Source organism: Brochothrix campestris, assembly GCF_046058945.1.
In the GTDB taxonomy this organism is placed as follows: domain Bacteria; phylum Bacillota; class Bacilli; order Lactobacillales; family Listeriaceae; genus Brochothrix; species Brochothrix campestris.
The window spans coordinates 2,258,476-2,271,183 of record NZ_CP175511.1 but is presented as its reverse complement, the minus strand read 5'-3'; the positions used below and the strand labels follow the sequence as shown (position 1 = coordinate 2,271,183).

Genomic DNA, 12,708 nt, shown 5'->3' with positions numbered 1-12,708 from the left:
TAGAGGGACATCATGTGACCGTTTGTTGTTGAATGGGGTATGATAAGAGGAGTAGAAAGCGTGAGAAAAGAAGAGAAGGTGTGAGCATGGTAAAATTACGACCGTTGTTACGTGGGCCTGAAATCATTGCAGTGTTTGCCAAACATGGCTGTGCAAGCTACTTGCAACAGCTAGGGTTGATTAAACGTTCGAGTAAAAAAACAACAAAAGCAATCAATAAAAGTGTTGCGTTTACTGCTGCCTTAGAAGAATTAGGGCCAACCTTTGTTAAGCTCGGTCAGTTTTTGTCGACTCGTTCGGAGCAATTGCCAGCACCCTTAATTCATGAATTGAAAAAACTGCAAAAAAACGTCACACCGATAGCATTTTCTGAGATTAAGCCTTTGATTAATAAAAGTGTTGGTGGCGACTATATGCGTTTATTTAGTGAAATTGAACCAACACCGTTGGGTGCCGCATCGATTGGTCAGGTGCATGGGGCGCGTTTAAAAGACGGAACAGCTGTCGCTTTAAAAGTGCGACGACCGCAGATTGAGCGACAAGTAAGGCATGACATTGAAACGTTAACAGAACTCGCACGGATTGCTGAAAAGAATTCCCGTTATGCACGTGAACTACAAGTGTCTGCCCTTGTACGTGATTTTTCGCGCAGTTTAATGACAGAGCTTGATTTTAAACATGAGGCGCAGGTGATGACAACAATGCGTGAAAATAATCATCACCCCCAATTGTATATTCCAGCAGTGGCGGTACAACACGCGACTTCCGACTTACTTATTCAAGAACGGATTGAAGGGGAGGAGCTAAGCTCGGAGACGCTCTCTAGTTTGAGTACGGCTGAAAAAGAACAGCTATCAACCACAATTTGTGAAGCGTTAACGATGCAATTGTTTGAGCATGGTTTATTTCATGCTGATCCGCATCCAGGTAATTTTAAACTGCTTGCAAACAATGTGTTAGGAATGCTTGATTTTGGTAATGTTGGTCAACTGAATGAGCGTCTCAACCGTCTCTTGATGGATCTAATTATCGCAGCCTCCAACCGTGATGCCGTTAGTTTTTCGTTTGCGATGATGAGCTTAGATGCAAGCAAAACGATTAATCGCCACGCCTTTGAAAAAGATATTGAACGGATGATGGCCCGCTATTTACAAGTCGATATGAGTCAGTTGAATTACGGTTTGTTGATTCAAGATGTGCTCCAAATTGCGCGTTCTTACACAATTGAAATTCCCTTTGAGTTTTTGCAAATAGGGCAGGCAGTCTTAAAATTACAAGACACCTTAACAATGTTAACGCCTGACTTAAATATGTCCTTAATTATTCGCAAAACGATTCCAATTGTCGTTAAACAACAATTTAACCCTACGAAAATGACTAAGAGAATGAAAAGTAATGGACATCTGCTATGGCAAGCTGCGCGTAAACTACCAGTGGTTATCAATGAAGTTATCAATCAATTTCAAGAAGGTAAGCCGAGCGTTAAGATGGAAATGAATATGGATGACCACTTGCTACAGCGCGTTGAAAAAATCGCCTACATGCTAATTTTCGGTATTGCGCTGTTGGCATTTAGTATTTTGACAGCGGGACTTTTCATTGGTTTTACGAGTGCAGCCGGTTCAATCGCCTTTAACAACAGTATTTTTCAAACGATGGCGATTACAGCGATGGCGATTGTGGTGTTATTTATGACGATGCTTGTATGGTTGATTCAACGCATTCGAAAAAAATGATGGCAATGAGCCTTTAATAGGAACGATCTTTCTTGCAAACAGTCTTTGTTAAGGCCGTTTGTGAGTTTTTTGTTCATCAGTGAGTAGCTAAAATAGACGTAAAGATATAGAGCGGATAGCTGAGTATTGAAACAGGAGCAATTCAGTTGTTGCCTTTTAGAAATTAATACGTTATACTTTAAAACGTAACCATTACGATTTACAGAAGAAGGCGTTAACAAAAGGTGGAAAAGTTAAGTTCCAGACTGTAAAACGTAATCGTTTTGATTTATAATAAAAGGAGTGGTTTATTATCGCAACAAAAGCGAAGCTAACTAAAGCCGCAAAACAAGCTGAACTCATCTCACGTTATGCAGCACAGCGACAGATTTTAAAAGAACGTAACGATTATGAGGGGCTAAGAAAGCTGCCCCGGGATGCTTCACCTGTCCGTTATAAAAAACGCTGTCGGGTGACGGGGCGACCTCGTGGCTATATGAATGACTTTGCAATGTCACGCATCACATTCAGAACGTTAGCGCATCAGGGACAAATACCTGGTATCACAAAAGCAAGTTGGTAATTAATTGAGGAGGTAAAAAAATGAAACAAAAGCAAACGACGTTGTTAGCTATCATCGTTACAGTTGTATTAATATTAGCAGGATGTGGAACAACGAACGAAGCAACAACGAACAGTAAATTAAAAGTGGTAACGACCTTTTATCCGATGTATGATTTCACAAAGCAAGTTGTTGGTGCTAAAGGTGAAGTGAGTCTTTTAATCGAAGCGGGTGTGGAGCCGCATGATTATGAACCGTCAGCTAAAGATATTGCAACCATCACGGAAGCTGATGTTTTTGTCTATAATAGTGCGTACTTTGAAACGTGGGTACCAAAAGTAATCGAAAACATCGATACGACTAAGACAACTGTGATTGATGCAAGTAAGGGGATTACGCTCAAAGATTTTACTGCTGCAGAAGAAGCGGCACATAGTCACGAGCACGCAGATGAAGAAGCGCACGACCATGAAGATGGAGAAACACATGACCATAAGGCAGAAACAGATGCGGATAAAAATCCTCATGTGTGGTTGGATCCAGTGTTAGCACAACAACAAGTTAAAACGATTGCTGAGGGAATTGCTCAACACGATGAAAAAAACGCAACAACTTATCAAGAGAATGCCGAGACATACCAACAAAAATTGGCAATACTAGATCAACAGTATACAGATGCGTTTGCTCATGTATCGCAAAAAACATTTGTAACATCCCATGCCGCCTTTGGTTATTTAGCTAATCGTTATGGAATTAAGCAATTGCCGATTGCAGGTTTATCACCCGATGCTGAACCATCGCCAAAGGAAATGGCCAAAATCAAAACCTTTGTTAAAGCGAACAAAATCAACATTATTTATTTTGAAGCCTTAACATCACCGAAATTGGCTGAAACATTGGCGACCGAAACAGGTGCGAAGACAGTTGAACTAAGTCCGCTTGAAGGGTTAAGCGAGGAACAACAAGCGTCTGATTTGGATTACATTAAAGTGATGGAGAACAACCTCACAGCTTTACAAAAAAGCATTAAATAGGGCAAATAAAAGTGAAAGTAATTAATTTCATTTTCGTTCTAGTATGAACGACGAGCGAGTGACGGTGCACGTACTGATGGTATGTAATCCCGAGCGAGCAAGTCATAGCGACCTAGAACAGCGTTTATCTTCAGTCTCACTCACGCTTTATAAGCGTGAGTGTCTTTTACCTAATATCTGTATGAATTAACAGATAAACATAAAGGGGATGAGTTAGGGTGACAAGGGAACGATTAACAGAAACAACGGTTGAACAGGTAACAGGGTTATACAAGGCTTTAAGTGACCCGACACGTCTGAAAATATTACTTGAAATCGCAGCTGGTGAAATCGCTGTTAATGAGATAGCGGCGGCGATAGAGGCTAAACAATCGACCGTATCACATCAGTTAAGGGTGTTGAAGCAGGCGAAGCTCGTTAAAACAAGACGAGAAGGAACCACGATTTATTACACACTTGATGATCCACACGTTATGATGATTTTGAAGCAAACGATTGCACATGTCACGCATTAATTGAGTGACTTATTTGATGATAGGCGACTGTTTAAGTGTCAGTTTAACATAAGTGTTGAGCAAGATAATGTTCTTAATTTTGCAGATTAACTTAGCAACAATGAAAGAGACCAAGATAATAAAAAATTGCAGATAGGATAAGAGGATGTTAGCGTCCATTGTAAAGCCTTCCTTGGTATATCAAGGGTAAAAAAGCGGTATCAGTTATATTTCTCTGTGAGTCATGTCTTACTATCCTCGCTTCACTGCGAAAAGTAACGCACTTATTAGTTGCGCAACCGCTTTGATTGGTTGCGAATTCGTGATGCCAGTGTTTTAACCCAGTACAAAAAAGACAACACCTTGCTGACTGAGCAGCAAGGTGTTGTCTTTTTTTTAGATTGAGAGGCTCGTAATGACACTCACATGTCCTTCTTTAAAGAGTAACGGTTTGATACCGGCGTGTTGCCAGTGCGTATGCAATGCTTCGCATGCTGCTGTTGTCGGCATAAAGGCAATTCCGCAGTCACCACCGCCTGAGCCAGATGATTTAGCAACGCCGCCTGTTGCAAGGGCGATTTCACAAAGTTTTGTCAGCAACGGCGTTTCGATGGGAACACCTGCAGCTTCGCCTAATGTTTTTAATAAGTCGCGATTAGCAGAAATGGCTTCGTTTAACCCATGGTTATCGTCCGTTTCTAAGGCTTTTGTAAACTGTGTGACACAGGCGTCACTTTCAGTTAAAAAGGCTGTGAGACGTTGTGTAGAGCCGGCTAAGTACTCTTGAATCGAAGAAACTAAGCCTCTTGTGCCAGCGGGCGAACCGGTCCATCCGACGCAAAAGGGTAAGGTCGGCAAAGTCAAGGCTTCAATGTGAAGCAGTGGCCAAGGCTGTTGTGCTAAGTCACTAATAGATGTTGTATTCAACTGTTCAATTAACCAAGGTTGATCGAATGATGTATAACTTAACCAACCACCGTATGTACAGGCAGCGATATCACCACAAGACCCGTTGCCTTGGATGTGATAATGAGCGATTGCAGCCAGTTTGAAAATTAAGGTTTTTGAGGGAGCTTGCTTGAAATGTGTCAATAAGGCCGATACGACTGCCACTGTTACCGCCGCACTTGAGCCAAGACCGAATTTAGCCCCTTGAACGCTTGCAAGTTGACTATTAACGTTCATTGAAACAGGTGTCAGGGTGACGCCTCGTTCTTTTAAATACGTCGTCGTTGTATTAATAGCTTCTGCCACAAACCGCCATGTGGGACGAGGCATAACGAATTGACCGTTTACCGGCCAAGTAATGGCATGTTGGTCTAACGGGATATTAATGCTATTTTTATCATTATCTTTAATCGTAATCGTGATGTAACGATCTACGGTTGTTAAAATGGCTGAATGACCAGGATAAACAACGGCGTATTCGCCGGCAATATAAAGTTTGCCGGGTATTTTTAAGGTGTGTTTAGTCATGAGCAATCACCCGTGCTTTCGGACCAGGATGACAAATATAGACTTGGTCAGTATGCGATGCGAGCGCAGTCTGTACCTGCTGCTCATCTTTCGTTAAACAGAGCACTTTGACGTTGGGGCCGGCATCCATCGTAAAGTAGGCTTCGATACCGTTCTCACGTAAGGCATGAACCGTCTCCATAATAGCGAAAGAAGCTGGTTTTAAATAGCTAAATGGCGGTGTGGCTGCCATTGTAGTGGCATGCATACTGAGAGCGTTACGTTCAACCGTTTCACCGATAATCTTAAAATCATTGGCTTTAAACGCGTCTTGAATTGTTAACAAGTCTTTCTCTGCGGTAGCAGTCCACGCTTCAAAATAGGGCGAAGTTTCGACCGTTGATTGCATACCGAGACGACTATCAATCTTTTTAGGGCCGGCATCAACGACAGCGACTACCATTGCTAAATCGAGTTCAGTTGGTGCAACGACTGGGTAAGCGTAACTATCTATTCCTGTATCATCTGTGCCTTTTTGCCAGAGTGCAAAGTCACCGAAAATCGACCGTGAGGCAGACCCCGATCCAAGTCGCGCTAAGCGTGATAACGTCTCATCATCATCCTCACGACCAGCCGCTTTACTAGCAGCCAGTGCTAAGGCTGCAAAGGCGCTGGCAGACGAGGCTAAACCAGCAGCAGTTGGTACATGATTGGTTGAAGTGACATGTGCCTTTTCAGTCATGCCGAATTGTTGACGTAAAATCGTTAAGAACCGTGTCACTTTAGTATCCTCTATACGAGAACCGTTCAAAGTGAATTGATCAGTCATAAAAGCATCTGACCACTCAACCGTTGTTTCCGTATAAAATTGATCCAACGTCATTGAGAGACTACTATTCGCTGGTAATATAAGCGTCTTATCACGCTTTCCCCAATATTTAATTAAGGCGATATTGGTATGTGCAATCGCAGTTGCTTTCATTAAGTTACTCTCCTATCATAGATATCCATGTTTTCACGGCGCCGGCAGCTTCAAGCTGTTTTGTCATAGCGACTGCCTGCGTCTTATTCTTGCATAAGATTAGCACACAACCGCCACGACCGCCACCAGTAAGCTTGGCACCTAAGGCATCATGGGCTAGTGCACAATCAATTAAATTTTCGATTTCAGGACTGCTGACCGATAATTGTTTAAGTAATTGATGCGAGCGATTGAAGAGCCTCCCAACTGTTTCAAGACGACCTTCGTTCGTGATTTCCTTGCCTATTTCTCGGGAAATATCGCCTAATTGGGCAATACAGCCAGCAATCTCAGTGTTGTTTTTTTGATAAAGCGCGCGTACAGCGGCCACCGATGAACGTGTTTCGCTCGGTATCCCTGTATCTGCAACGACAAGTGGCAAGGTAACATTAAGTGATAATGATTGAACGCCTTTTTCTTTTTCAAACCAAGCGGCTTGTTCGTTAACAACGGTAATCGCATCGATACCACTTGGATTGCCGTGGGCGATGTCTTCTGAAAAATTAACGAACGGTAATACGCTATCTGAAATAACCGGTTGTTTTAAGTAAGCTAACAAAGCGCGTGTAATACTGGTGGCTACAACAGCACTTGAACCAAGTCCGCGTCCAACAGGTACACTTGAGTCGATGTGAATCGCAAGCGCGTCCATACATTTATAGCGTTTTAAGACATAGGGTACCAAAGCTTTAATCGCTGTTAATTTTTCAGGTGCTTGCGCCAGTGGACCAGTGTAGTAGTCAGAGAACAATTCGTGTTGAGAACCTTCAATGCGTTTTAAAGTTGTAATGATGTGTGCTTGTTTAAAAGGAAACGAGATAGCGGGCTCGCCATAAACGACTGAATGTTCCCCACATAAGATGAATTTAGCAGATGCGATACCTTGAGTTGTCATATAATCAGCCCTTTCGTTAGAAGAATTTGCTTAAAAGCCAAGGTGCGGCATACATTGCCATAAACATTACACCATAATTGACACCTAAGCGAGAGATAGCCCCTGATACGATGGCAACAAGTAGAACGCCAAAGATGTTAATCCAGCCACCGTCCATGTAGGCAAGCATTGCTACAAGTGAGATGAAAAGCCCTAAAATTGCTTCGTGCGGAATATATTTAAAGACAAAGCGTGAAATATGGGTGGCATACTTCATCATCACGTAATACGTTAAGCCTAAACCGATGACAGAGCCAATTAAGGTTGCCCAAACAAAATCACCGTATGATAAGACATGGTGCATGTTATGGTCAGCGGTAAAGACAGGTGCGGCATTGAAAAGTGGGTTGGCAGGGCCAATTGCCACTGGTGATAACGGAATGCCTAAGGCGATTAACGGAATGAGAATCCCGGCGATATAAGTCGAGTGTGCTAAGCCATCCATGCTTGCTAGCGCCATTCGCGCTTTTATAAGCGGATCTTTAATACGATTAACGACAGCTTCACCGAATAAAATTGTCATACCAACCGGGCTCATAAAGAAGGTTAAAGAACCTGCTAATGATGAGGCGGCAGTTGCAACTGTTTCTTGTTTCGTTAACATTTTGAATGGGTTCGGAAAACCAGTCGTTTTTTCGGCCTGTGGAATGACGATGACACGCTTATCCTCGCGTTTGACAGTTGCTAAATGGTCTTTGTTTAAGAGTGATAGCATACTGAAAATCATTGGTCCAATCGTGATGCCGAGGAAAAAGGATAAGGACACAGTCGTTGTTTCAGGTACAGCGCCAATGCCCCAATAGAGATGGCGTAAGCCTTGGACTAGCATGGCGAAGGGAACGATGACGATAATTGAGATAATTTTATTACGACTCATTAAGGCTAAAAAGAGTGCCCCAAAGAAAAAGACAGGAGCTGAATAAGCGGCAATTACCTTCGATAACGGTGCTAAGACCGACGCTAAAATCAAACTGACGGGTACAGCAACAAGTGTACCGATGACAGCACCTGAGGCCATTTTTTTAATACCAATAACACTTTGTCCGGCCTGTTTTAAAATCATTCCATAAGGAACCATCGGAGCGGCCATTACCCCGCCGGGAATACCGGCTACGGCAACAGGAATTGCATCGGTCAAGTTGAGTGTTACAACCGCTGAAATAAAGAAGGCGAGTACGACAATCGGATCAACACCGAGTAACACAAGTGCTAAGGTGACCGGTGCTAGGACGGCGGTTTCATCAGTTCCAGGTGCAATCCCAATGACAGTGTACAAGGCGGCAGCGCCTACAGCTGCAATGATCATTTCAATCACAAGTTGAACGGTCATTGATGATCACCGTCACTTTCTTCTTTGACGATGCGCTTCGGTTTAATGAGACAACTTGTTAAAATAAAACCAATGACAGCTCCACCTAAACCGAAAAACAACGGCAACGGCGCTTTATTCGGCGCGATAAAATAAGCGCCTAGTGTGAAAACAAGACAAATGGCAATTGAAAGCAGTAAATCTTTAATGTTCACGAGGTCCGCCCAAATCTCGACATTCGTCGATGTCTTTTTATTACTCACGTTATTGTTCCCCTTTTCTCTATATTCGTAACATTTTGTTACGGTCTGATTCATTGTTAACGAACAGACATACGGAAATATTATACCAATAAATTGAAGGTTATCAAAATGAATCTATAAAAAGAGTAAAAAACAGCGGCAAGCATGAATTTGATAGCGTTAACAAAATAGACACACTTTTCGGTAAAATGACGTCAAATAGGCAAGGTTACCTTAAAACTAATTGATAATGATTATCAATCATGATAGAGTAACGGTATGAAAACAGCAACTTGAAAGGGCGGACACCGTGAAAATTTGGCTATTACTTATTATCACAATTGGACTGAGTATCATCTCGTTAATGACGGGTGTGGAACACATCGCCTGGGGTGACATCTTCCATTTGAATCAGGCACAGCAACAAATTATGCTCATTTCACGTCTGCCCCGACTATTGGCGATTGTGATTGCGGGAGCCGGCATTAGCGTTTGCGGGATGATTATGCAACGTTTGACCCGTAATCGCTTCGTTTCACCTACGACAGCTGGCACGATGGATGCTGCTCGACTCGGTGTACTCGTCGCGATGATGGTTTTTCCAGCAGCTAGCATGCTTGGGAAAATAACAGTTGCCTTTGTGTTTGCCTTAGCAGGCACCTTTGTTTTCATTCAATTGTTAAACCGGATTCCGTTGAAAGATCCCGTGCTCATCCCACTGATTGGTTTAATGTTCGGTGGGGTATTGAATGCTGTCACAACTTTCTTTGCCTATAAAAACAACCTCATTCAAAACATCAATTCATGGATGCAAGGTGATTTTTCGGCAGTTCTACGTGGACGGTATGAGTGGCTTTACGTGGCGATTCCACTATTTGTGCTGATTTATCTATTTGCCAATCGCATCACCTTGGCCGGGTTGGGTGACTCCGTTGCTGTTGGATTAGGGTTGAATTACCGTGCAACGGTGACGATTGGTTTAGTGATTGTATCGTTGATGAGCGCGGCGATTATCTTAACAGTCGGTTCGATTCCATTTCTTGGTTTAATTGTACCAAACATCGTCAGCCTTTATCTCGGCGATAACCTTCGGCAAAACTTACCATTAACAGCTTTGTTAGGTGCAGCCTTCGTGCTTGCCTGTGATATTCTCGGCCGAGTTGTGATTTATCCGTACGAAGTTTCAATCAGTTTAATGGTCGGTATGATTGGTAGCGTTATTTTTCTCTACCTCTTATTGAGGAGGGATGTACGTGGCAAAGCATAGCTGGCGTTTTACCGTGTTAATGTTGCTCGCCTGTGCGAGTATCGCCTTATTTATACTCTACCATCTTGGGGGCAGTTGGCAGTTCGCAGTGAGTACCCGTAGCGTTAAATTAGGCGCCTTACTACTAACTGCGATTGCTGTGGCAGTCTCAACCTTATTGTTTCAAACACTGACGCAAAATCGCATTTTAACCCCTAGTATTATGGGGCTTGATGCCTTATATATGCTCTTTCAAACCGCGTTAGTTTACTTTTTAGGGAGCAGCACGCAGTTGTTAGCCAGTAAAAACCTTAATTTCGTGGTGACATTGTTGTTGATGATGCTGTTCTCATTTTTGCTTTATTATGTTTTGTTCGGACGATTAAGTCAGTCTGTCTTTACGTTATTATTGTTTGGCATTATATTAGGAACCTTGTTTCAAAGTGGGGCCTCTTTTATGCAAATGTTAATTGATCCTGATGACTTTTTAATTGTTCAAGGCAAGATGTTTGCGAGTTTTACTGCTGTTAACGGAGATGTATTAGTAATTGCTACCGTGTTTACGGTGATAGCGTTACTGTATGTTATGTTCATCTACCGCCGTTTAGATGTGTTGCAATTAGGCAAGGACCAATGTGTTAATCTCGGCGTGTCGTATACAAAGATGGCACGACATATTTTATTGATTGTGGCGATTCTTATTTCGACATCGACCGCCTTGGTCGGTCCGGTGAGTTTTCTAGGCTTACTCGTCGTTAATTTGTCCTATCAGTTTTTTTCAACACATCGACATGCAATCTTATTGCCAGGTGCGATTTTAATCGCAATCATTGCGCTCGTCCTGGGCCAATTTATCGTTGAACGCTTACTCACTTTTGCGACAACTTTGAGTGTCATTATCAATTTCATCGGCGGTAGTTACTTTATTTACCTGCTTGTGAAGAAAGGACGGAAGTAATGTTACAATCACTGGGAGTATCGAAGAAATATCAGCAAAAAATAATATTAGATGAGGTAACCTTGACGATTCCCTCACAACAGCTGACCGCTTTTATCGGAGCCAATGGGGCGGGGAAAAGCACCTTGTTGGGTATTATGAGCCGGCTTATTAGTAAAGAAGAGGGCAACGTTTTGATTGATGAACGAGATGTTACACAGTGGAAAAGTCGTGCTCTTGCGCAAAAATTGGCGATTTTAAAACAGAGCAATCACGTGAGTGCCCGTTTGAGCGTGGCCGACTTAGTCGCATTCGGCCGGTTTCCGTATTCGCAAGGACGATTGACGGCCGTCGACCAACAAAAAATCGACGAAGCATTAGCATACATGGAAATAACGTCCTTAAAGAATGCCTACCTTGACGAACTGTCAGGGGGTCAGCAACAACGGGTGTATATTGCAATGATTATTGCACAGGACACAGAATACGTCTTGCTCGATGAACCTTTGAATAATTTAGATATGAAACATGCCGTTCAGATGATGAAAATACTACGTCGGCTTGTGGATGAATTTGGTAAAACGATTGTGATTGTGTTGCACGACATTAATTTTGCATCGGCTTATGCCGATTACATGGTCGGCTTAAAAGATGGAAAAGTAGTGGCCCAAGGTGATACCGAATCGATGATGACGACCGAGATGCTCAAGTTAGTGTACGATATGCCGTTGGCAATTACTGAGGTCAACAGTTGTAAGTATTGCTTGTATTTTAAAGAATGACTATTATAAGGGGGAAGAAAAATGAAGAAAATGTTGATGATTATGGCAACGCTGATGTTGGTCTTATTAGTTGCCTGTAGCCCGAAAGAAGATGCGAAGAAGGATGACGTAAACAAAGCAGCAGCGGTGACGATTAAAACGACCAATGGTGATGTAAAAGTGCCAAAGAACCCTGAAAAAGTAATCGTGCTTGACTACGGTGTGCTTGATACAATGGACGCTTTAGGTGTGGGTGATACAGTTGTGGGGATGCCACGTGAAGGCGTACCGAGCTACTTGAAAAAATACGACACTGATAAAGTCGCTAATTTAGGTGGCTTAAAAGAAATCGACATCGAAAAAGTCAACGAATTAAAACCGGATTTAATCATTAGTTCAGGCCGCTTAGCTGAAATGAATGATAAATTGGGTGCAATCGCCCCCACAATTCAGTTATCCGTCGATACGACAGATTACTTAAACTCATTGACACAAAATACGACTGAATTAGCGAAAGTATTTAGTAAAGAAACAGCCGCTGAAACAGAACTTGGAGCAATTAATGAGAAAGTGAAAACATTTAAAGCCAAGGTACCTACTGATAAAACGGCCTTAATTATTTTAGCGAACGAAGGTAAGGCATCGGCTTATGGATCGCAGTCACGCTTTGGTCTCATCCATGATGTGCTGGGCTTTACACCAGCTGATAAAGAGCTGAAGGTGGCAACCCACGGACAAAGTGTTTCATTTGAATACATCAGCGAGAAAAACCCTGATTACTTATTCGTGGTTGACCGTAGCGCAGCGATTGGTGGCGAAGCCAGTGGCAAAAAAGTGGTCGAAAATGAACTGGTTGAAACGACAAATGCGTATAAAAACAAACACGTCGTTTACTTGAATCCCGAAGTTTGGTATTTAGGTGGCGGAGGGCTTGAATCTGTCAATGAAATGATTGATGAAGTTGGGGCAGTTATTAAGTAAGCGTCACTGTCAATCAG

13 protein-coding genes are annotated in these 12,708 nt (G+C 42.6%); 8 read left to right on the top strand and 5 right to left on the bottom strand.

The genetic code is table 11. The features are described from left to right. Positions 1-86: 86 nt before the first annotated feature. The 4 genes from ACJYYY_RS11165 to ACJYYY_RS11150 all read left to right on the top strand — a co-directional run bounded on the left by ACJYYY_RS11165 (position 87) and on the right by ACJYYY_RS11150 (position 3,826). Positions 87-1,736 carry an ABC1 kinase family protein gene (locus ACJYYY_RS11165; protein ID WP_408868957.1) on the top strand — a complete coding sequence of 550 codons (1,650 nt, stop codon included), beginning with the start codon at positions 87-89 and terminating at the stop codon, positions 1,734-1,736. 292 nt (positions 1,737-2,028) lie between these two features. Continuing rightward, complete coding sequence (rpsN, locus tag ACJYYY_RS11160; RefSeq protein WP_084038741.1) at positions 2,029-2,298, top strand: 30S ribosomal protein S14; 270 nt, start codon at positions 2,029-2,031, stop codon at positions 2,296-2,298. A 20-nt stretch (positions 2,299-2,318) separates the two neighbouring features. Next, positions 2,319-3,311, top strand: coding sequence for a metal ABC transporter substrate-binding protein (locus tag ACJYYY_RS11155; RefSeq protein WP_408868956.1), 993 nt, complete (start codon positions 2,319-2,321; stop codon positions 3,309-3,311). 218 nt (positions 3,312-3,529) lie between these two features. Then, a complete protein-coding gene (locus ACJYYY_RS11150; protein ID WP_035315064.1) occupies positions 3,530-3,826 on the top strand; it encodes a metalloregulator ArsR/SmtB family transcription factor in 297 nt (98 codons plus the stop codon). Positions 3,827-4,201: 375 nt separating this feature from the next. On the opposite strand, the gene ACJYYY_RS11145 is transcribed toward ACJYYY_RS11150, so the two are convergent. From ACJYYY_RS11145 to ACJYYY_RS11125, 5 genes are read right to left on the bottom strand one after another with little or no spacing between them, the layout of a single operon-like run. Continuing rightward, positions 4,202-5,281, bottom strand: coding sequence for a phosphomevalonate kinase (locus tag ACJYYY_RS11145; protein WP_035315066.1), 1,080 nt, complete (start codon positions 5,279-5,281; stop codon positions 4,202-4,204). Continuing rightward, on the bottom strand, positions 5,274-6,242 hold the full coding sequence (gene mvaD, locus ACJYYY_RS11140; RefSeq protein ID WP_035315067.1) for a diphosphomevalonate decarboxylase: 969 nt from the start codon (positions 6,240-6,242) through the stop codon (positions 5,274-5,276). Before mvaD ends, ACJYYY_RS11145 begins: the two co-directional genes overlap by 8 nt. Before the next feature lie 4 nt (positions 6,243-6,246). Continuing rightward, the gene (mvk, locus tag ACJYYY_RS11135; RefSeq protein WP_035315069.1) at positions 6,247-7,176 is read right to left on the bottom strand and encodes a mevalonate kinase; all 930 of its coding nucleotides are present in this window, start codon (positions 7,174-7,176) and stop codon (positions 6,247-6,249) included. Positions 7,177-7,192: 16 nt separating this feature from the next. Next, positions 7,193-8,545, bottom strand: coding sequence for a tripartite tricarboxylate transporter permease (locus tag ACJYYY_RS11130; RefSeq protein ID WP_408868955.1), 1,353 nt, complete (start codon positions 8,543-8,545; stop codon positions 7,193-7,195). Continuing rightward, positions 8,542-8,787 carry a hypothetical protein gene (locus ACJYYY_RS11125; protein ID WP_035315071.1) on the bottom strand — a complete coding sequence of 82 codons (246 nt, stop codon included), beginning with the start codon at positions 8,785-8,787 and terminating at the stop codon, positions 8,542-8,544. The genes ACJYYY_RS11130 and ACJYYY_RS11125 overlap by 4 nt, the downstream gene beginning before the upstream one ends. Before the next feature lie 289 nt (positions 8,788-9,076). On the opposite strand from ACJYYY_RS11125, the gene ACJYYY_RS11120 reads away from it, so the two are divergent. The 4 genes from ACJYYY_RS11120 to ACJYYY_RS11105 are packed head-to-tail and all read left to right on the top strand — an operon-like array spanning position 9,077 to position 12,691. Next, positions 9,077-10,033 (top strand): ABC transporter permease, encoded by a 957-nt coding sequence (locus ACJYYY_RS11120; RefSeq protein ID WP_035315072.1) that lies wholly within the window; start codon positions 9,077-9,079, stop codon positions 10,031-10,033. After that, positions 10,020-10,970, top strand: coding sequence for an iron chelate uptake ABC transporter family permease subunit (locus ACJYYY_RS11115; protein ID WP_269479285.1), 951 nt, complete (start codon positions 10,020-10,022; stop codon positions 10,968-10,970). The genes ACJYYY_RS11120 and ACJYYY_RS11115 overlap by 14 nt, the downstream gene beginning before the upstream one ends. Further along, a complete protein-coding gene (locus ACJYYY_RS11110) occupies positions 10,970-11,731 on the top strand; it encodes an ABC transporter ATP-binding protein (RefSeq protein WP_035315074.1) in 762 nt (253 codons plus the stop codon). The genes ACJYYY_RS11115 and ACJYYY_RS11110 overlap by 1 nt, the downstream gene beginning before the upstream one ends. 21 nt (positions 11,732-11,752) lie before the next feature. Further along, on the top strand, positions 11,753-12,691 hold the full coding sequence (locus ACJYYY_RS11105) for a siderophore ABC transporter substrate-binding protein (RefSeq protein WP_035315076.1): 939 nt from the start codon (positions 11,753-11,755) through the stop codon (positions 12,689-12,691). Positions 12,692-12,708 lie beyond the last annotated feature (17 nt).